Source organism: Sphingomonas sp. (assembly GCF_019746015.1).
Classification (GTDB): domain Bacteria; phylum Pseudomonadota; class Alphaproteobacteria; order Sphingomonadales; family Sphingomonadaceae; genus Sphingomonas.
The window spans coordinates 1-19,453 of the sequence record NZ_JAIESM010000038.1; the positions used below are offsets into that span (position 1 = coordinate 1).

The 19,453-nt window shown below is 66.3% G+C and carries 18 protein-coding genes; 3 read left to right on the forward strand and 15 right to left on the reverse strand.

Annotated elements, in window-relative coordinates:
* Positions 1 to 147: 147 nt before the first annotated feature.
* The gene (locus K2Y03_RS06320; protein WP_294089268.1) at positions 148 to 687 is read right to left on the reverse strand and encodes a hypothetical protein; all 540 of its coding nucleotides are present in this window, start codon (positions 685 to 687) and stop codon (positions 148 to 150) included.
* The gene (uvrA, locus tag K2Y03_RS06325; protein WP_294089270.1) at positions 684 to 3,617 is read right to left on the reverse strand and encodes an excinuclease ABC subunit UvrA; all 2,934 of its coding nucleotides are present in this window, start codon (positions 3,615 to 3,617) and stop codon (positions 684 to 686) included. The genes K2Y03_RS06320 and uvrA overlap by 4 nt, the downstream gene beginning before the upstream one ends.
* Positions 3,618 to 3,747: 130 nt before the next feature.
* On the opposite strand from uvrA, the gene K2Y03_RS06330 reads away from it, so the two are divergent.
* Both K2Y03_RS06330 and K2Y03_RS06335 read left to right on the forward strand, forming a co-directional pair.
* A complete protein-coding gene (locus K2Y03_RS06330; RefSeq protein WP_294089272.1) occupies positions 3,748 to 4,032 on the forward strand; it encodes a hypothetical protein in 285 nt (94 codons plus the stop codon).
* Positions 4,033 to 4,118: 86 nt separating this feature from the next.
* A complete protein-coding gene (locus tag K2Y03_RS06335; RefSeq protein ID WP_294089274.1) occupies positions 4,119 to 5,039 on the forward strand; it encodes an energy transducer TonB in 921 nt (306 codons plus the stop codon).
* A 55-nt stretch (positions 5,040 to 5,094) separates the two neighbouring features.
* Here K2Y03_RS06335 and K2Y03_RS06340 read toward each other — a convergent pair whose 3' ends face one another.
* Complete coding sequence (locus K2Y03_RS06340) at positions 5,095 to 5,415, reverse strand: hypothetical protein (RefSeq protein ID WP_294089276.1); 321 nt, start codon at positions 5,413 to 5,415, stop codon at positions 5,095 to 5,097.
* Between the two features lie 91 nt (positions 5,416 to 5,506).
* Here K2Y03_RS06340 and K2Y03_RS06345 point away from each other — a divergent pair, with 91 nt between their 5' ends.
* On the forward strand, positions 5,507 to 6,301 hold the full coding sequence (locus K2Y03_RS06345; protein ID WP_294089278.1) for a hypothetical protein: 795 nt from the start codon (positions 5,507 to 5,509) through the stop codon (positions 6,299 to 6,301).
* 42 nt (positions 6,302 to 6,343) lie between these two features.
* On the opposite strand, the gene K2Y03_RS06350 is transcribed toward K2Y03_RS06345, so the two are convergent.
* The 12 genes from K2Y03_RS06350 to K2Y03_RS06405 form a co-directional block, all read right to left on the reverse strand.
* Positions 6,344 to 7,051 (reverse strand): alpha/beta hydrolase, encoded by a 708-nt coding sequence (locus K2Y03_RS06350; protein WP_294089281.1) that lies wholly within the window; start codon positions 7,049 to 7,051, stop codon positions 6,344 to 6,346.
* Between the two features lie 13 nt (positions 7,052 to 7,064).
* Positions 7,065 to 8,459, reverse strand: a complete 1,395-nt coding sequence (lpdA, locus tag K2Y03_RS06355; RefSeq protein WP_294089283.1) for a dihydrolipoyl dehydrogenase — start codon at positions 8,457 to 8,459, stop codon at positions 7,065 to 7,067.
* A complete protein-coding gene (locus tag K2Y03_RS06360) occupies positions 8,456 to 8,815 on the reverse strand; it encodes a hypothetical protein (RefSeq protein ID WP_294089284.1) in 360 nt (119 codons plus the stop codon). Before K2Y03_RS06360 ends, lpdA begins: the two co-directional genes overlap by 4 nt.
* 242 nt (positions 8,816 to 9,057) lie before the next feature.
* Positions 9,058 to 10,269, reverse strand: a complete 1,212-nt coding sequence (odhB, locus tag K2Y03_RS06365) for a 2-oxoglutarate dehydrogenase complex dihydrolipoyllysine-residue succinyltransferase (protein ID WP_294089286.1) — start codon at positions 10,267 to 10,269, stop codon at positions 9,058 to 9,060.
* A gap of 128 nt (positions 10,270 to 10,397) precedes the next feature.
* Positions 10,398 to 13,319: a 2-oxoglutarate dehydrogenase E1 component gene (locus K2Y03_RS06370; RefSeq protein ID WP_294089287.1), complete on the reverse strand. Its 2,922-nt coding sequence runs from the start codon at positions 13,317 to 13,319 to the stop codon at positions 10,398 to 10,400.
* 41 nt (positions 13,320 to 13,360) lie between these two features.
* Entirely contained in the window at positions 13,361 to 14,245 is an 885-nt protein-coding gene (gene sucD, locus K2Y03_RS06375; protein WP_294089288.1) for a succinate--CoA ligase subunit alpha, read from the reverse strand.
* 82 nt (positions 14,246 to 14,327) lie between these two features.
* Positions 14,328 to 14,618 carry a GIY-YIG nuclease family protein gene (locus K2Y03_RS06380; RefSeq protein ID WP_294089291.1) on the reverse strand — a complete coding sequence of 97 codons (291 nt, stop codon included), beginning with the start codon at positions 14,616 to 14,618 and terminating at the stop codon, positions 14,328 to 14,330.
* An 81-nt stretch (positions 14,619 to 14,699) separates the two neighbouring features.
* Positions 14,700 to 15,662 carry a malate dehydrogenase gene (gene mdh / locus K2Y03_RS06385; protein WP_294089293.1) on the reverse strand — a complete coding sequence of 321 codons (963 nt, stop codon included), beginning with the start codon at positions 15,660 to 15,662 and terminating at the stop codon, positions 14,700 to 14,702.
* A 196-nt stretch (positions 15,663 to 15,858) separates the two neighbouring features.
* Positions 15,859 to 17,304, reverse strand: a complete 1,446-nt coding sequence (locus tag K2Y03_RS06390) for a M20/M25/M40 family metallo-hydrolase (RefSeq protein WP_294089294.1) — start codon at positions 17,302 to 17,304, stop codon at positions 15,859 to 15,861.
* Positions 17,305 to 17,323: 19 nt separating this feature from the next.
* Positions 17,324 to 18,442: a cell division protein ZapE gene (gene zapE, locus K2Y03_RS06395; RefSeq protein WP_294089297.1), complete on the reverse strand. Its 1,119-nt coding sequence runs from the start codon at positions 18,440 to 18,442 to the stop codon at positions 17,324 to 17,326.
* Complete coding sequence (locus tag K2Y03_RS06400) at positions 18,439 to 18,894, reverse strand: PaaI family thioesterase (protein WP_294089298.1); 456 nt, start codon at positions 18,892 to 18,894, stop codon at positions 18,439 to 18,441. The genes zapE and K2Y03_RS06400 overlap by 4 nt, the downstream gene beginning before the upstream one ends.
* A gap of 1 nt (position 18,895) precedes the next feature.
* A partial coding sequence (locus tag K2Y03_RS06405) for a succinate dehydrogenase iron-sulfur subunit (RefSeq protein ID WP_294089300.1) occupies positions 18,896 to 19,453 on the reverse strand: 558 nt, incomplete at its 5' end.

The following is a 19,453-nucleotide window of genomic DNA, read 5'->3' on the forward strand; positions in this document are numbered from 1 at the left end:
CACTTCCCGCCGGCGTCGTCGATTGCCTTCAGCAAGGCCCGCTTGCTCGCGGTGCGCCGCACGCCGCTGTTACGGGGAAGGTCCTCGATCCCGGCTGCCGCGCGGCGACGAGCAATATCGGCCGCCAAGTCCGCCAGCGTCATGCGCCTAGAGCGCGTCGAGCCCATAGTCACTGCCGGTCTCCTCACGAATACGCCGATCAAGATAGGCGCGGTCGCAATCACTGTGAAGCGTCAGCAAGCGGCTCGCCTGCTCGCGCATTTCGGGCGCGGTCCCGCTGGCAAACTGCCCCATGCGATCGGCAATCATATCCTCGACCGACAGGATCGCGGCGACTCCGTCGTCATCCACGTCGATCAGCAGCACCCGATCGCGATCGGCCAAACCATCGAGCAGCGTTGAAGATACGATTTCAAACCCCAGCGCCAAGCCTGGATGAATCCAGCCTCTTGTCGCCACACCGGGGCCGGAAGGGCGGACAAATCCAAGCGCTTGCAGGATATCTTCAAGCTCCGCCTGCCGCTCGGTGACCAGATCGAAATCACCGGTATTGATGGCGCTTTGCGAGTAAAGCTCAACCGCGCCGCCACCGACGAGCACCGGGCGTTCGAAGCCGAGTGCCACCATCGCGTCGCTGGCCCGGGCGAGCAGCCTGAGCGCCGCTTCGAATTCGGGCCGGTAACTCACTCGGCCGCAACCTTGCCGCGCTTCGTGGTCGCACCCTCCCGCCCCAACATCGGCGCCAGATACCGCCCCGTGTAGCTGCGCGGTTCCTTGGCCACTGCTTCGGGCGTGCCGGCCGCGACGATCTCGCCGCCCTTCACGCCGCCTTCCGGCCCCAGGTCGATCACCCAGTCGGCGGTTTTGATGACGTCGAGATTATGCTCGATCACCACCACACTGTTGCCCTGTTCGACGAGCGCGTGGAGCACTTCCAGCAGCTTCCTCACATCCTCGAAATGCAGCCCCGTGGTCGGTTCGTCGAGGATGTAGAGCGTCTGCCCGGTGGAGCGGCGCGCCAGTTCCTTGGCCAGCTTCACCCGCTGCGCCTCCCCGCCCGACAGCGTGGTCGCCTGCTGGCCGACCTTCACATAGCCCAGCCCCACTTCGGCCAGCATCGCCATCTTGTCGCGGATCGGCGGCACCGCCTTGAAGAAGCCGACCGCGTCTTCCACCGTCATGTCGAGCACATCGGCAATCGAGCGGCCCTTGAACTTCACCTCCAGCGTTTCGCGGTTGTAGCGCGCGCCGTGGCACACGTCGCACGTCACATAGACGTCGGGCAGGAAGTGCATCTCGATCTTCAGCACGCCGTCGCCCTGGCATGCCTCGCACCGGCCGCCCTTCACGTTGAAGCTGAAGCGACCGGGCTTGTAGCCCCGCGCCTGCGCCTCGGGCAGCCCGGCGAACCAGTCGCGGATCGCGGTGAAGGCGCCGGTATAGGTCGCCGGGTTCGATCGCGGGGTGCGGCCGATGGGCGACTGGTCGATGTCGATCACCTTGTCGAGATGCTCGAGACCCGTCAGCCTGTCGTGCCGCCCGGCGACCAGCCGCGCCCCGTTCAGCGCGCGCGCGGCAGCGGCATAGAGGGTGTCGATGGTGAAGCTCGACTTGCCGCTGCCCGACACCCCGGTGATGCAGGTGAAGGTGCCCAGCGGCACCGACGCCGTCACCCCTTTCAGATTGTTGGCGGTGGCGTTGTGGACAGTGAGCTTCTTGCCATTGCCCTTGCGCCGCCTGGCCGGCACCGCGATGCTGCGGGTGCCGTTCAGATAATCGGCGGTCACGCTGCCCTTGGCCGCCAGAATTTCGCTCAGCGTGCCGCGCGCCACCACCTCGCCGCCATGCACGCCGGCGCCAGGCCCCATGTCGAGAATATAGTCGGCGGAGCGGATCGCATCCTCATCATGCTCCACCACCAGCACGGTGTTGCCCAGGTCGCGCAGCCGCCTGAGCGTGGCGAGCAGCATGTCATTGTCGCGCTGGTGCAGCCCGATCGAGGGTTCATCGAGCACATAGAGCACGCCGGACAGGCCGCTGCCGATCTGGCTGGCGAGCCGGATGCGCTGGCTCTCCCCGCCGGACAGTGTGCCGCTGGTGCGGTCAAGGTTCAGATAATCGAGCCCGACATTGTTGAGAAAGCCCAGCCGCTCGTCGATTTCCTTCAGGATGGCACGCGCAATCTCCGCCTGCTGCGCGCCCAGCGTCGCCGGCACGCCGGCAAACCAGGCCAGCGCGTCGACCACCGACAGCCGGGTGATGCTGGCAATGTCGCGGCCCGCCACCTTCACCGCCAGCGCTTCCGGCTTCAGCCGCGCGCCGCCGCACGTCTCGCACGGATGCGCCGCCTGATATTTGCTCAGCTCCTCGCGCATCCACGCGCTTTCGGTCTGCAGCATGCGGCGGTTGAGATTGCCGATCACGCCCTCGAACGGCTTTTTCACGTCATAGCTTTTGCGCCCGTCGACGAAGGTCAGCGTCACCGGCTTGCCGCCGGTGCCGTGCAGGATGACCAGCTTCACCTCGCCGGGCAGATCGGCCCAGGGGGTGTCGAGCGAAAAGCCGAACTCGCGCGCCAGGCTGCCCAGCACCTGCATGTAATAGGGGCTGGGCGGGTTGGATTTGGCCCAGGGCACGATTGCCCCCTTTTTCAGGCTGAGCGCGTGGTTGGGGACGACCAGCTCCTCATCGAACAGCAGCTTTTCGCCCAGGCCGTCACAGGCCGGGCAGGCGCCCTGCGGCGCGTTGAAGCTGAACAGGCGCGGCTCGATCTCGGCAATGGTGAAGCCGGAGACGGGGCAGGCGAATTTTTCCGAAAAGATGATGCGGTTGGGCGGAATGCCGGCACCCTTCATCGCGCCGCCATCCTCCGCCTCACCCTCGCGCCCCGGCACCACGCCGTCGACCAGATCGACATAGGCCAGCCCCTCGGCCAGCTTCAGCGCGGTTTCGAAACTGTCGGCCAGCCGGCCGGCAATGTCCGGCCCCACCACCACCCGGTCCACCACCACTTCGACATCATGCTTGTATTTCTTGTCGAGCGCGGGCGCTTCGTCGATGTCATGCACGGTGCCGTCGATGCGCACGCGGGTGAAGCCCTGCCGCTGCCACTCGGCCATGTCCTTCTTGAACTCGCCCTTGCGCCCGCGCACCACCGGCGCCAGCAGCAGCGCACGCGTGCCCGCCGGCAGCGCCATCACCCGGTCGACCATCTGGCTGACCGTCTGCGCCGCGATCGGCAGGCCGGTGGCCGGCGAATAGGGCACCCCCACCCGCGCCCACAGCAGGCGCATATAGTCATAGATTTCGGTAACGGTGGCGACGGTGGAACGCGGGTTGCGGCTGGTGGTCTTCTGCTCGATGCTGATCGCGGGCGACAAGCCCTCGATATGGTCGACATCGGGCTTCTGCATCATCTCCAGAAACTGGCGCGCATAGGCAGACAGCGATTCGACATAGCGGCGCTGCCCCTCGGCATAGATGGTGTCGAACGCGAGACTCGATTTGCCGCTGCCCGACAGGCCGGTGATCACCGTCAGCGTGTCGCGCGGAATATCCACGTCGACGCCCTTCAGATTATGCTCGCGGGCGCCGCGAACCGAAATGTGGGTCAGCATAAGGGTGTTCGTTCCATATTTGTTCGATTTGTGCAAGCGGCGGAGTGGGCTTGTCCGCCGAAATAGGGGGCGCACCTATGCTGCGCCAGATGCTCGCGCGCGCTGGCGCGGCATGCTATACTCGTCGACAATGACACCGGTTGAACCCAAAGCCGAAATCCTGCCCCCGCTGACCGACGGGGCACCGCCACCGCCGGTGAAGCGCGGCGCGGGAATGCGGGCCCTGGGGCTGGGGGCTGGCGGTGCCCTGGCAGTGGGCGCCACAGCGGCCGGTGCGCTGGCGCTGGGCGCGGTGGCACTTGGCGCCGTTGCGATTGGCGCCTTTGCAATCGGCCGGCTGAGCATCGGCCGCGCCCGAATCCGCCAGCTGGAAGTCGATGAACTGGTGATCGGCCGGCTGCGGCGCAAGCGTTAGTTGGCCGGGCGCGCAATCATCTTTTCAGCGCCGCTTTCGAACAAGACCATTGCCCAAATCCTTGAGTCTGAATACTATGCCAGCAAGTGGTTTCCGTTGATCACGGTATCAGCTGGGAGGTTGAAATGTTCGCTGCTCTTATCGCTGCAAGCATCACTGCTGCTCCTGTTACGGATCTGGAACAGTCAGGACGATGGCAGCTGCGCGAACAGGTGGAGGGTTGCATGCTCTCCCGCCGCTTTACTGATGGCGACAACAGTGCCGTGTTCTCCATCCAGCTGCTGAGCTTTGCGCCCGGGGTCCGGTTCGGGCTGGAACTGGGGGGATGGAATAGCCGGAGAGCGAGGATCACCGCGGTCACCTTTGTGCCCCGCGCGGACGAGCAGGGCATGACGCGGCTGACGGCCCTGAACGATCCGTCCGAGCCCAACCCCTATCGCGCTGCCGGTATCACCGTGCGCCGCGACGGCCCCGCATTCATTGAGCCCCGAACATTTGCCCCAACGCAAAGCCGCATGGGCAGCCTGCGACGGGCCGTGTCGGGCCGCATGCCGGAAGCGGAGCTGGCGCAGCTCGACACTGCCGGCGCGGTGATTGTCGAGCTGAGCAACGGCGGCACCGTCCGGCTGACGGTTGGCAACGGGGCAGCGGCGCGGGCCGCGCTGAACGAATGTCAGGACAGGCTGTTGTCCCGGGTTGGCGTGCCCGCACTCCAGCGTGCGCAGGTGGCCCGGCCGCCCGTTGCCGATGGCAAGCTGGCCAATTGGTTCACCTATGACCCGCTTCCTTGGGGAGCATTTCGCAACGAACTGGTCGCCACGGTCGCGCCAAGCGGGCGCGTGCGCGAATGCCGCGTCGCCGTGCCCAGTGGCGAGCCCGCGTTCGACCGGCTGTCGTGCGTGCTGTTCGTCACGAATGGGCGATTCAGGCCGGCGCTGGATGCCCAAGGCAACCCGACCGAGGGCTTCTATGCACTGCCGGTCACCGTCTGGGACGTAAACGACTAGCGGACCGGCCAGACGGCAGCCGGTGCACGGCGCACCCGAAAGCGCGCGGCGCGGTCTAAAATGGCAACCGAAAGGTCACCATCGCACGCTGGCTGACGGCGCCCGGCCCGATCTGGGCGCTCGTCGCATCGGCGCTCACCTGCACCGGCCCGAGCGTCGTCGCCGCGCGCGGCAACCCGTCTTGGCGCGTGTAGCGCTCGCTTAGCGCAGCCAGCCGATACGCCTGGCTGCGATCGCGTCTGGCACAGACGGTGACCGCGTCGCCCAGCCCATGGACCGTGCAGCCTTGCGCATCGGTCAGCACCGGCCCGCTCATGCGCGGTTCCTGCGGCGAAGACATTTCGGCAGCTTGAACAGCGAGCAGCAACGGCAGCACTGGCGCCTCCTATCGGTCCGATCATAAAATAGTTGCGAATACTGCAGGCGTAAACCAGCTTAGTCGTCATAGGGGATAGATCATGCCAATAATGTTCGCCTCGTTCATGCTCGCCGCCGATACGCCGATACTCTCCGGCGACGGGCCGTGGCGCGTCGATCCGTCGGCTTGCAGACTCGAACGAACCTATAGCGGAGGTACCGATCGCGGGGGTACAGATCATGTCTTGGTGATGCTCAGTCCAGACGCACTAAGCGCGAGCCTGATCGTCAACAATAATTATGAACGACAGCTTCCAGGCGATCGGCCGATAACGATGCTCACCGTCACCGGACCCGCTGGCGCCACCAGCTTCCCTCTCCTCGGTGATGAAGCGTCCCGATCCTCGCCAAAAGCGAAGACCACCAACTTTGGATATGGTTTATTCAGCGAAACGTTACTGGACGCGATGGCGGCCGGCGAGACGCTGAATGTAGCACGATTGGGTGGCCCATCGCTCGCGTTTCGTATCGACGATGTCGCCAGATCAAGACCAATGCTCGATCAATGCTTGGCCGCGTCGATAGAGCAGTTGGGCATCGACCCTGCGATCCGTGCCGGGTCCAGCATCAGGCCCAAGCCGTTGGGCGATACAAGCGGCTGGTTCGACAGACGCCGTTATCAAGGGTTTACGTCGTCCGGCCGGCTGCGCGTGACGATGCTGGTGACCGTCTCGCCAGAGGGGCGAGCGACTGCCTGCCGCCCTCATGACCCGAGCACCAACCGGGAGGCCTTGGCCGTCGCTTGCGCCGAGCTGATGGACCGCGGCCGGTTCACCCCGGCACGCGACGGCGCGAATAACCCCGCCATAGGCTATACGCTCGTACCACTCTTATTGAGCTATTAGGCGCTCTCGCCGCTATTGGTAGGGCGCGGCCACCCCGCCCCATCATCCCCGCGCCAGTTCGTCCGCCACCGCGCGCAGCACGCTTGCGCGGAAATGCACGCCCAGATGGCTGCCGCCAATCTCGATGGCGCGCAGGCCCGGCTCGCCGGGCACATGGCAGGCATGGCCGCTCACCAGGCCGTCGGTGCGGCTCCAGATCGCGCTTGCCGGCACCGGCAGCGGGCGGGCAAGCTCGGCCAGCCGCGCCACCAGGCGGGGATCGTCGATCCGCTCGCCGCTCGCCCATTGATAGGCGCGCCAGACATTGGTGGCGCGCGGCCCCGCCGCATAGGGAGAGGCGAGCGTGATCACCTGCCGCACCTTTGCCGGCCCCAGCCGGTGCGCCGCCAGCCGCGCCATGATGCCGCCCAGCGACACGCCGACCAGCGTCACCGGCCCCTCTGCGGCGGCGCGGCGCTCGATCAGCGCGTGCACCCGCTCATTGTCTTCGCCCACCGTGCGCACGCCCCGATTGCGCCCCAGCCCCCAGCTGTCCGCCGCATAGCCCAGCCGGCGCAGATAGCGCTGCATCGGCACCAGCGCGCGGTCGCCGATCATCAGCCCGGGCAGCAGCAGCACCGGCCGGCCATCGCCCGGCGGCCCGTCGCGCGGGGTGCCGCGCAGCAACAGCGTGCCCAGCGCCCATGCCCCGCGCGGCACTTCAGCCGCGAACAACAGGCGGCTGGGCGGCGGCAGACCGGGATCAGGCATCGCCCCGCGGCGCTCAGATATGGATGGGCTTGCCCGCCACCGCCATCGCCGCTTCCTTGAACGCCTCGGCATGGGTCGGGTGGGCGTGGCAGGTATAGGCAATGTCTTCCGACGTCGCGCCGAATTCCATTGCCTGCGCGGCCTGGGCGATCATGCTGCCGGCGACGCTGGCGATCATCCACACGCCCACCACCCGGTCGGTCTGCGCGTCGGCAATCACCTTCACGAAGCCGTCTGGCTCGTGGTTGGTCTTGGCGCGGCTGTTGGCGAGCATCGGGAACTTGCCGACCTTCACGGCCCCGCGTTCCTTCGCCGCTTCCTCGGTCAGGCCGACGCCGGCGATTTCGGGCCAGGTATAGACGACGTTGGGGATCACCGCGTGGTTGACGATGCCGGTATGGCCGGCGATGTTTTCCGCCACCGCCACGCCTTCATCCTCGGCCTTGTGCGCCAGCATCGGCCCCGGCACCACGTCGCCAATCGCCCAGATGCCCGGCACGGCGGTGCGGAAATGATGGTCGATCTCGATCTGCCCGCGCGCATTGGTGGCCAGGCCCGCCGCCGCCAGCGCCAGCCCGTCGGTATTGGGCCGGCGCCCGATCGAGACGAGCACCGTGTCCGCCTCGATCGTTTCCGCAGCACCACCGGCGGCGGGTTCGACGGTGACGATGGCCTTGCCATCCTTCACCTCGACACCCGTCACCTTGCTTGACAGCTTGAAGGTGAAGCCCTGCTTCTTGAAGATCTTGTTCGCTTCCTTGCGCACTTCGCCGTCGAAGCCAGGCAGGATCTGGTCGAGAAATTCGATCGCGGTCACCTTGGCGCCCAGCCGGCCCCACACGCTGCCCAGCTCCAGCCCGATCACGCCGCCGCCGATCACCACCAGATGCCCGGGCACCGCCGGCAGTTCGAGCGCGCCGGTCGAATCGACCACCACCTTCTGGTCCACCGTCACGCCGGGCAGCGGGGTAACGCTGGAGCCGGTGGCGATGACGATATTCTTCGCGCGATAGCTCTGCCCCGCCACCGTCACCGTGTCCGCCCCGGTGAAGCTCGCCTGCCCTTTCAGCCAGGTGACCTTGTTCTTCTTGAACAGGAATTCGATGCCGCCGGTCAGCTGCTTCACTGCATCGCGGCGCTGGTCGTGCATCGCGTCGAGGTCGAGGCTCAGCCCTTGCGTCTTCACCCCCATCTTGGCGAGCGCGCCGCTCGCCGCCTGGCTGTAGAATTCACTGGCGTGCAGCATCGCCTTGGACGGGATGCACCCGACATTGAGGCAGGTGCCGCCCAGCGTCTCGCGGCTTTCCGCGCACGCCGTCTTGAGCCCCAGCTGCGCCGCCCGGATGGCCGCCACATAACCGCCGGGGCCGGCACCGATCACGAGGACGTCGAAGTCATAGTCGGTCATTTGCTCAGTTCCTCTGCCCGGCCCGGCGCCGCAGGCGCGGCGGGCACAACGCTCAATGCGATATCATCAATCCATGCGGTGCCGTCCGCATCGAACACGGCCGCGCCAAATTTCAGCCGCGCCGCGTTTGCCGGCAAGGCCAGGCGCGTTTCATAACGGCCCCAGTCCCCTGCCTTCGCCAGCGGCATCTTGTACGAGTTGACATAGTCGAGCCGCTTGCCGTTTTCATCGGCCAGCAGCATCCACACACCAACGGTCGATTTCGGATTCGCGCGACGCACATAGCCGGACAGGCTGATTGTCCGCCCGCGCAGCGCCACGACGTCGATTTCCTGAATGACGCCGGCGTAGCTCATCGCTTCGGCAAAGCGCACCCGCGCGGCATAACGGCCGCCATGCCGCACCTTAGCGTCAACCATGATGCCCTTGGCGTCACCAGCCGCCGGCACGCCGACGTCATAACGCCAAATCGCCGGCCGGCCCGCCTGCCACCTCTCGAAATCGCCATTGCGAACGCGAGGCTCAGCACCCTGCGCCACCGCCGGCGCGAGCGGTGCAGCGGCAAGCGTGATCAGCGCAACAAGGCGGGCAGCGGCGCTCACAAATCGATCAGCAGCCGGGTCGGGTCTTCGACCGCGTTCTTCAGCGCGACCAGGAACGTCACCGCCTCGCGCCCGTCGATCAGGCGGTGGTCATAGCTCAGCGCCAGATACATCATCGGGCGGACCACCACCTGCCCGTCGCGCACCACCGGCCGGTCTTCGATGCGGTGCAGGCCCAGCACCGCCGATTGCGGCGGGTTGATGATCGGCGTGGACATCAGGCTGCCGAACACCCCGCCATTGGAGATGGTGAAGGTGCCGCCCTTCATGTCGTCCATCGTCAGCGTGCCGTCTTTCGCGCGCTTGCCGAAATCGCCGATCGTGCGCTCGATCGCCGCGACCGACAGCTGGTCGGCATCGCGCACCACCGGCACCACCAGCCCGCTGGGGCCGGAGACCGCGACCGAGATGTCGGCATAGTCATGATAGACGATCTCGTCGCCCTCGATCGAGCCGTTGACGGCGGGCACGTCCTTCAGCGCCAGACACGCCGCCTTCACGAAAAAGCCCATGAAGCCCAGGCGGACGCCGTGCTTCTTTTCGAACAAATCCTTGTACTTGTTGCGCGCCTCGATCACCGCCGACATGTCGACATCGTTGAAGGTGGTCAGCATCGCCGCGCTGTTCTGCGCTTCCTTCAGGCGGCGCGCGATCGTCTGGCGCAGCCGCGTCATCTTCACGCGTTCTTCGCGCCGGGCGCCGGCGGGCGCCGGGGCGGCCGGTACCGCAACCGGGGCGGGCGCAGGGGCCGGCGCGGGTGCGGGCGCCTGAGCAGCCGCGAGCACGTCTTCCTTGGTCAGCCGGCCATCCTTGCCGGTGCCCTGAATGGTGGAGGGGTCAACCCCGGTTTCCAGCACCGCGCGGCGCACCGAGGGCGACAGCGCGGCCGGTGCGGCCTCTGCCGCCAGCGCGGTGACCGAGCGTGCGGGCTCCGGCGTCGCGGCGGCGGCGGGGGCGGATGCAGCGGCACCGCCCGCCTCGATCGTGGCGATCATCGCGCCGACCTGCACCGTGTCGCCCACTTTCACCGCGTGCGCGCCCATCACGCCGGCGACCGGCGCCGGCACCTCGACCGAGACCTTGTCGGTCTCCAGACTCGCCACCGGCTCGTCGGCGGCCACCGCCTCGCCCGGCTGCTTCAGCCATTCGCCCAGCGTCGCCTCGGTGATCGATTCGCCCAGCACGGGCACTTTGACTTCGGTTGCCATATGGTCGTTCCTCTTCCCCGGCGAAGGCCGGGGTCCAGTGTCGCAACGTCGATGATCGGCCGCTGCATGTTCTTTCGCCTACCTGCTCGACTGGGCCCCGGCATTCGCCGGGGAAGCGAGAAGGGTACTCAACTCTTCCGCGTGCGCCGGATTTCTTCGCGCACATTATGGCCCAGCGCCTCGGCCACCAGCGCGCCCTGTTCGATCTGGTGGCGCTTGGCGAGGCCGGTCGCCGGGGAGGCCGCCGCCGCGCGGCCGGCATAGCGCGCGCGGCCGGGCCGCACGCCCGCCTCGGCCAGACATTCCTCGATCAGCGGCTCGACGAAGAACCAATAGCCGTTGTTCTTCGGCTCTTCCTGCGCCCACACCACTTCTTCAAGGTTGGACATCCGCTGCAACCGCTTGACCAGCGGCTCGCCGGGGAAGGGGTAAAGCTGCTCGATCCGCACGATCGCGGTGTTCTGGTCGCCCGCCGCATTGCGCGCTTCCATCAGATCATAGGCGACCTTGCCGCTGCACAGCACCAGCCGCTTCACCTCCGCATCGGCCGGCGCCCATGGGTCCGACAGGATGCGCATGAAGTGGCTTTCGCCCAGAAAATCCTCCGCCTTTGACACCGCCAGCTTGTGCCGCAGCAGTGACTTGGGCGTGAACACCACCAGCGGCTTGCGGAACGGCCGGTGCATCTGGCGGCGCAGCAGGTGGAAATAATTGGCGGGCGTGGTGCAGTTGGCGACCTGCATATTGTCCTGCGCGCACAGCTGCAGGAAGCGTTCGGGCCGCGCCGAGCTATGCTCCGGCCCCTGCCCCTCATAACCATGCGGCAGCAGCATGACGAGGCCGTTGGCGCGCAGCCACTTCGCCTCACCGGCGGCAATGAACTGGTCGATCATGATCTGCGCGCCGTTCATGAAGTCGCCGAACTGCGCCTCCCACAGCACCAGCGTCTTGGGGTCGGCAAGCGCATAGCCATATTCAAAGCCCAGCACGCCATATTCGGAGAGCGGCGAATCGAGCACTTCGAAACTGCCATGTTCCAGCGTGGCGAGCGGAATGAACTTGTGCTCGTCGGTCTGGTCCACCCACACCGCGTGGCGCTGGCTGAAGGTGCCGCGCCCCGAATCCTGGCCCGACAGGCGCACACCATAGCCTTCGGACAGCAGCGTGCCGAACGCCAGCGCCTCACCGGTTGCCCAGTCGAACCCCTCGCCGCTGGTGAACATCGCGCGCTTGGCGTCGATCACGCGGGCGAGCGTCTTGTGGATGCGGATGCTGTCGGGAACCGTGGTCAGCGTGCGGCCGATCGCGTCGAACAGCTTGCGGTCCACCCCGGTTTCGATGTTGCGGCGGGCATTTTCGGGGTCGGCGGGCGCGTGCAGGCCCGACCAGCGGCCGGCGAACCAGTCCGCCTTGTTGGGCTTATAGCTTTGCCCCGCCTCGAACTCGCCTTCCAGCAGGGTGACGAACTGGCTGGCGGCGCCGTCGATCCAGCCCTGGTCCACCACGCCTTGCGCGATCAGCTTGGCGCCATAGACCTCGCTCACCGGCGGGTGCTTGCGGATGCGCTCATACATCAGCGGCTGGGTGAAGCTCGGCTCGTCGCCCTCGTTATGGCCGAAGCGGCGATAGCACCACATGTCGATCACGATGTCGCGGTGGAAGCGCTGGCGGAACTCGATCGCCATCTTGCAGGCAAAGGTCACTGCCTCGGGATCGTCGCCGTTCACATGGAAGATCGGCGCCTGCACGCCCTTGGCGACGTCGCTCGGATAGGGCGAGGAGCGCGCGAATTGCGGGCTGGTGGTGAAGCCGATCTGGTTGTTGATGACGAAGTGGATGCAGCCGCCGGTATTATAGCCGCGAATGCCCGAAAAACCCAGGCACTCCCAGACGATCCCCTGCCCCGCAAAGGCCGCGTCGCCATGGATCAGCACGGGCAGCGACGCGCTGTGCGTTTCCAGATCGTCGGCAATCGTCTGGATCGCGCGCGTCTTGCCCAGCACCACCGGATCGGCGGCTTCAAGGTGCGAGGGGTTGGCCACCAGCGACATGTGCACGCTGATCCCGTCAAACTCGCGGTCGGTGCTGGTGCCCAGGTGATATTTCACATCGCCCGAGCCGCCGACATCTTCCGGATTCTGCGATCCGCCGCCAAATTCGTGGAAGATGATGCGGAACGGCTTGGCCATCACATTGGCGAGCATGTTCAGCCGCCCGCGATGCGCCATGCCATAGACGATTTCGCGCACGCCGAACTGGCCGCCATATTTGATGATCGCTTCCATCGCCGGGATCATCGCCTCGCCGCCGTCAAGGCCGAAGCGCTTGGTGCCGACATATTTGCGGCCCAGAAACCGCTCCCACTGCTCGGCTTCGATCACCTTGTTCAGGATCGCCTTCTTGCCTTCGGGCGTGAACTGGATGGCCTTGTCGCGCCCCTCCATCCGCTCCTGCAGGAAGCGGCGCTCCTCGACATCGGCGATGTGCATATATTCCAGGCCGACATTGCCGCAGTAATTGGCGCGCAAAATATCGACCAGCTCGCGCACCGTCGCCGTCTGCAGCCCCAGCGCGCCGCCCAGATAAACGGGCCGGTCCAGATCGGCGCCCGAAAAGCCGTGATATTCCGGCGTCAGGTCGGCGGGCAGTTCCTGCTTGGTCAGCCCCAGCGGATCGAGATTGGCGGCCAGATGCCCGCGCACGCGATAGGTGCGGATCAGCATCATCGCGCGGATCGAATCATCGGCCGCCCGGGCCACATCCACCCCGGCCGCCGCCGGCGCGGGTGCGGGTTTGGCGCCGCGTTCGGCCTTGGGCGCGGGCGCCATCTGCGTCGGGTCGAGCGCGGCGGTGCGCTCATCGGTGTCGGCCAGCGGCCAGGCGGGGCGCGCCCAGCTGGGGCCTTGCGCAGCCTCCAGCCCGTCGAAAAAGGCCTGCCACGCCGCATCCACGCTGCCCGGGGCCTGACGATAGCGCGCATAGAGCGCCTCGACATAGCCCGGGCTCACGCCGGCGGCGATATCGGCGAAATCCAGACCTTCAGCGCCCATGGCACTCAACCTTTCTACTCTCGCGCCGGCGACGGCGCGGTTTAGCCCTTCAACACTTCAACCAGCGTTTCGCCCAGCAGGCTGGGGCTGGGCGACACGCGGATGCCCGCGCTTTCCATCGCGGCGATCTTGTCTTCGGCGCCGCCCTGCCCGCCAGAGACGATGGCGCCGGCATGGCCCATGCGGCGACCCGGGGGCGCGGTGCGCCCGGCGATGAACCCGACCATCGGCTTCTTGCGGCCGCGCTTGGCCTCATCCTTCAGGAACTGCGCGGCCTCTTCCTCGGCGGAGCCGCCGATCTCGCCGATCATGATGATCGACTGGGTCGCGTCGTCCGCCAGGAACAGCTCCAGCACGTCGATGAAATTGGTGCCGTTGACCGGGTCGCCGCCAATGCCGACCGCCGTCGTCTGGCCGAGCCCGGCGTTCGAGGTCTGGAACACCGCTTCATAGGTCAGCGTGCCCGAGCGCGACACCACGCCCACCGAGCCGGCCTTGAAGATCGAGCCCGGCATGATGCCGATCTTGCATTCATTGGGGGTCAGCACGCCGGGGCAGTTCGGCCCGATCAGCCGCGACTTGCTGCCTGACAGCGCGCGCTTGACCTTGACCATGTCAAGCACCGGAATGCCTTCGGTGATCGTCACGATCAGCGGCACTTCGGCGTCGATCGCCTCCAGGATCGAATCGGCAGCAAACGGCGGCGGCACATAGATGACGCTCGCGGTCGCGCCGGTCTTGGCGACGGCCTCTGCCACCGTGTTGAACACCGGCAGCCCTAGATGCTCGGTGCCGCCCTTCCCCGGCGTGACGCCGCCCACCATCTGCGTGCCGTAATCGAGCGCCGCCTGGGTGTGGAAGCTGCCGGTCTCCCCGGTCATCCCCTGCGTGATGACCTTGGTATGCTTGTTGACGAGAATGCTCATTCAATCTCCATCCTTGCCCTTGTGTCCCCGCGAAGGCGGGGACCCAGACTGGGCTCCCGCCTTCGCGGGAGCACAAGGGGGCTTAAATTATGGACTCGAACAGATCGTTCCAGTCTGCGTTCATCTTTTCAATCTCGCTCAGCTTCCATAGCCGATTCCATTTCTTCATCTGCAATTCGCGACGCCTGGCAGCCTCGATCGTCTCGTGCGGTTCATACCAGACCAGCAATTTGCACGCGTATTTCTTCGTGAAGCCTTCGATGATACCTTCGCGATGCTCCCAAGCTCGCTTCACCAAATCGCTTGTCACACCGATGTAGAGCGTACCGTTCCGGGCACTCGCCATGATGTAGACGTAGCCGGCTTTTTCCACCGTTTCGCGCTACTCCCTTGCGTCCCCGCGAAGGCGGCGACACAGACTGGGCTCCCGCCTTCGCGGGAGCACAAGCCTTGCCTAGTTCAGACTCCCGTCAATCGCCTTGCATGCCACCAGCAGCTCCTTCACCGCGTCGACGCTGACCTGGAAGTTCGCCTTGGCCGTGTCGTCCAGTTCGATCTCGACCACCTGCTCCACGCCGTCCTTGCCGATGATGCACGGCACGCCGACATAGAGATTGTCGACGCCGTACTGGCCGGTCAGGTGCACCGCGCAGGGCAGCAGGCGCTTCTGGTCGAACAGATAGGCCTCCGCCATCGCGATGCCGCTGGTCGCCGGCGCATAATAGGCCGAGCCCGTCTTCAACAGCGCGACGATCTCGCCGCCGCCCGAGCGGGTGCGGGCGACGATCGCGTCGATCCGCTCCTGCGTCGAACGGCCCATCTTGATCAGGTCGGGCACCGGAATGCCGGCCACGGTCGAATATTGCACCACCGGCACCATGGTGTCGCCATGGCCGCCCAGCACGAAGCTGGTCACGTCCTTCACCGACACCTTGAATTCATCGGCGAGGAAATGGCTGAACCGCGACGAATCCAGCACGCCGGCCATGCCGACCACCTTGTTGTGCGGCAGGCCGGAAAACTCGCGCAGCGCCCATACCATCGCGTCGAGCGGGTTGGTGATGCAGATGACGAACGCGTCGGGGGCGTGCGTGGCAATCCCCTCGCCCACCGCCTTCATCACCTTGAGGTTGATGCCGAGCAGGTCGTCGCGGCTCATGCCGGGCTTGCGGGCGACACCCGCCGTCACGATGATGACGTCGGCGCCGGCAATGTCCTTATAGTCGTTGGAGCCAATGATCGTCGCGTCGAACCCTTCGACGGGGCCGCATTGCGACAGGTCGAGCGCCTTGCCCTGCGGCACACCTTCCACCACGTCGAACAGCACGATGTCGCCCAGCCCCTTCAGCGCGGCCAGATGCGCGAGCGTGCCACCGATATTGCCAGCGCCGATCAGCGCGATCTTCTTGCGAGCCATGGGAATAGCGCCTCCTGTACCGGGCATGGGACATGGGGCGGGAAATGCCCCGACGGGAAATTCAGACCCGCGCGGCTTAGGCCGGTTGCGCGCGAAGGGCAACCCCAGTTTTGCCCTTAATGCAATTGCGAATTGATTGCATTAAGGGCGGTCACGTGCCGACGGACAGCGGCAACGCCACCCGCCGGCGCGCGCATTACTTGCCGGCCATTTCCTGCACCATGATCGTCCAGTGCTTCACATTGTCGTCGAGCGATTTGACCGGCAGCCGCTCGTCCTTGCCGTGCGCGCGCAGGTCAACCGGCACGCGCACCCATTCGCCGCCGGCGCCATAGACCGGGATGCCGGCAACGCGGAACGGCCGCGCATCGCTGGCACCGGTCGACATTTCGGGCGTGATCGGCATGCCCGGATGCAGCGTGCGCACTGCCTTGGTGAAGGCCGCCGTCACATCGGGGCGCAGCGGGCTGGCGAGCGAGGCGACATAATCGTCGTTGCGCGTCACCTTTACGCCCGGCCCGGCAATCTGCTGCAGCTCGGCCTGGATGGCGTTGGGATCGATGCCCGGGAAGATGCGGCAATTGACCATCGCGGTGGCCAACTGCGGCAGCGCATTGTCGGCATGGCCGCCGAACAGCCGCGTCGCCACGCAGCGCGTGCGGGTGAGGCCGGTTTCGCTCTCGTCCGCCTCGATCGCGTCGGCGGCGGCGCCGTCATCGGGGTTTTTCAGCCAGCGCCCGATCGCCTCGGCCAGCGCCGGCGAGGCAGACTTGGCCCGCTCCGAAAAATAGGCGCGCGTCGTATCGTTCTGCATCGGGGTGAAGCGATAGGCCTCCAGCCGTTCCAGCGCGTGCGCCAGTTCGTAGATGGCATTGTCCTTGCGCGGCTTCGACGAATGGCCACCGCGATTGGTGACGGTGAAGGTATAGCCGGCAAAGGTCTTTTCCGCGGTCTGCATCGTCGCGGCCATCGGCTTGTCGTCGGGGGTGAAGCCGATGCCGCCGCCGTCCGCGTTCAGGCCCAGCTCGGGATTGCCCATCAGCGCGCGCCATTCGGTCGCGCCCTTTTCGGCGCCGATGCCGTTGGTTTCCTCGTCGCCGGTGAAGAACACGACGATGTCGCGCTTGGGCTTGAAGCCGGCCGCCTTGAGCTGGATCAGCGCGCGGGCGATGCCGGTGATGCCGGCCTTCATGTCAATCGTTCCGCGCCCATAATAATAGCCGTCGCGCTCGGTCAGCACGAACGGGTCGGTGGTCGAATCCTCGCGCTTGGCCTCGACCACGTCCATATGGCCCAGCAGCATGATCGGCGCCTTGGTCGCCTTGCCGGCCGCCGGCCAGCGCACCATCAGCGCAGCGGTCTTGTCCTTCTGGGTGCCGTCGGCATTGGTCGTGTCATAGGGCAGCACGCGGATATCGGCCTCGGCAAAGCCGGCCTTGCGGAATTCGCTCGCCAGGTAATTGGCCATCTCCGGCACCTTGGTGCGCCCCAGCACGGTCGGGATGTTGATGATCGTCTCGAACATGGTGCGCGTTGCGGCGCTGTCAGCCGCCGACATGGTCGGCCCACCGGTTTCGGCCGGCGCCGCCATTGCGGGCACGGCAATCAGCGCGCTCGCGGCGAGCAGCATCGTTTTGGTCATGGCAATCCCTCCTGTTTGGCTAGAGGCTAGCGTATCCGTGGCCCCGGGCAAGATAATCGGCCGATTGCATTTCGCGCAGGCGGCTGACGGTGCGGTCAAATTCGAACGCGCCGTCGCCGGCGACGTAAAGCTCCTCGGGCGCCGCATCGGCGGCGGCGATCAGCTTCACATTATGCTCGTAAAGCGCATCGACCAGCGTGACGAAGCGCGCCGCCTCGTTGCGGTTCTCCGGCCCCAGCCGCGGAATGCCGACCAGGAACACGGTGTGGAACCGCCGCGCGATGGCCAGATAATCGGCCGCCCCGCGCGCCTCTGCGCATAGCTTCCTGAAGCTGAACACCGCCACCCCTTTCAGGCTTTTGGGCACCTGCAGCACGCGCGCGCCGGGCAGTTTCAGCTCTTCGGACGGCACATGCGCGCGGTCCTCGGGCGGGAAATCGGTCATGCGGAAGAACGCGGCCGACAGCGCCTGTGTCGCGGCGGGGCCGTTGGGCACCTGCCACAGCGCCATGTCGCCGATCCGGTCGCGCCGGTAATCGGTCGGCCCGTTCAGCGAAATGACCGTGCAGCGCTGCTCGATCAGCGCGATGAAGGGCAGGAAATGCTCGCGGTTCAGCCCGTCCTTGTACAGGTCGCGCGGCGGCCGGTTGGAGGTGGCAACCACCGTCAGCCCGCGCGCCCACATCGCGGTGAACAGCCGCGACAGGATCATCGCATCGGCCGAATTGTTGACGACCATCTCGTCGAACGCCAGCAGCCGGTGCTCGCCGACCATGGCCTCCGCGACCGGCACGATCGGGTCGCCGGCCTCTTTCCTGCGCTCCTCGGCAATGCGCTGATGCACTTCGAGCATGAATTCGTGGAAATGGACGCGGCGCTTGCGGCGGATATCGACGCACGAAAAGAACAGGTCCATCAGCATGGACTTGCCACGCCCCACCCCGCCCCACAGATAGGCGCCGCGCGGCGGCTCGGGCAGCCGGCCCAGCGCCCGCCACAGCACCGAGCCGCGCTTGGGCGTTGCTTCCAGCTCGGTCGCAAGTGCTGCCAGCTGCAGCGCGGCGGCGGCCTGATCGGCGTCGGGGCGCAACTCACCGCCCGACACCAGCGCCTGGTAACGGTCGAGCACGAAGGTCATCGCGCGCCGGGCTTTCGGATGGTCGCGGCGAACGACATCACCATCTCCTCGCCGTCCGCGCCGGGCTGCACGATCAGCCCGCGCAGGAACAGCAGCCGCCCGGTCTCGCGCAGCAATTCCACCCGCGCCTCGATGGGGCGGCCGGTTTCGGCGCGGCCGATGAACTGTGACGACAGGTCGAGCGTTACCGCCGTACCCGCCTCGATCACGCCGAACCCGCGCGCGGCGGCGAACAGCGCCATGTCGGCAAAGCCCAGCAGGGCGCCGCCATGCACCGCGCCCGACAGGTTGCTGTGCACATGCTGCGGCGTCATCCGCACGCGCGCGATGCCGTCTTCCACCTTGATCAGGAACGGCCCGAACTGCGCGTTGAACCGCGTCGTATCGGCCAGTTCCCACGTCATCCAGCCGGGATGACCGGGCGCCTCGGAATAGGTGAACGGTCCGGCCAACTTACAGCGCGCGCTCGACTTCCATCTTCTTGATCTCGGCGATCGCCTTGGCGGGATTGAGGCCCTTGGGGCAGACATTCGCGCAGTTCATGATGGTGTGGCAGCGATAGAGGCGGAACGGATCTTCCAGCTCGTCCAGCCGCTCGCCGGTCATCTCGTCGCGGCTGTCGGCCAGCCAGCGATAGGCCTGGAGCAGGATCGCCGGGCCCAGGAACTTGTCCGAATTCCACCAATAGCTGGGGCAGCTGGTCGAGCAGCAGGCGCACAGGATGCACTCGTAAAGCCCGTCGAGCTTGGCGCGATCCTCCGGCGTCTGCAGCCGCTCCTTGCCGGCGGGCGGCGGCGTGACCGTCTGCAGCCACGGCTTGATCGACGCATATTGCGCATAGAAATGCGTGAAATCGGGGACCAGGTCCTTGATCACGTCCATGTGCGGCAAGGGCGTGATGCGGATATCGCCCTTGATGTCCTCGATCGCGGTGGTGCAGGCGAGGCCGTTCTTGCCGTCGATGTTCATCGAGCAGGAACCGCAAATCCCCTCGCGGCACGAGCGGCGGAA

Bases quoted from the DNA above. Each gene is read 5' to 3' on its own strand.
- K2Y03_RS06390 (WP_294089294.1), bottom strand. From the start codon at position 17,304: ATGACCAAAACGATGCTGCTCGCCGCGAGCGCGCTGATTGCCGTGCCC.
- K2Y03_RS06350 (WP_294089281.1), bottom strand. From the start codon at position 7,051: ATGCCTGATCCCGGTCTGCCGCCGCCCAGCCGCCTGTTGTTCGCGGCT.
- K2Y03_RS06370 (WP_294089287.1), bottom strand. From the start codon at position 13,319: ATGGGCGCTGAAGGTCTGGATTTCGCCGATATCGCCGCCGGCGTGAGC.
- lpdA (WP_294089283.1), bottom strand. From the start codon at position 8,459: ATGACCGACTATGACTTCGACGTCCTCGTGATCGGTGCCGGCCCCGGC.
- K2Y03_RS06345 (WP_294089278.1), top strand. From the start codon at position 5,507: ATGTTCGCCTCGTTCATGCTCGCCGCCGATACGCCGATACTCTCCGGC.
- K2Y03_RS06330 (WP_294089272.1), top strand. From the start codon at position 3,748: ATGACACCGGTTGAACCCAAAGCCGAAATCCTGCCCCCGCTGACCGAC.
- K2Y03_RS06360 (WP_294089284.1), bottom strand. From the start codon at position 8,815: ATGAGCTACGCCGGCGTCATTCAGGAAATCGACGTCGTGGCGCTGCGC.
- uvrA (WP_294089270.1), bottom strand. From the start codon at position 3,617: ATGCTGACCCACATTTCGGTTCGCGGCGCCCGCGAGCATAATCTGAAG.
- mdh (WP_294089293.1), bottom strand. From the start codon at position 15,662: ATGGCTCGCAAGAAGATCGCGCTGATCGGCGCTGGCAATATCGGTGGC.
- odhB (WP_294089286.1), bottom strand. From the start codon at position 10,269: ATGGCAACCGAAGTCAAAGTGCCCGTGCTGGGCGAATCGATCACCGAG.
- sucD (WP_294089288.1), bottom strand. From the start codon at position 14,245: ATGAGCATTCTCGTCAACAAGCATACCAAGGTCATCACGCAGGGGATG.
- zapE (WP_294089297.1), bottom strand. From the start codon at position 18,442: ATGACCTTCGTGCTCGACCGTTACCAGGCGCTGGTGTCGGGCGGTGAG.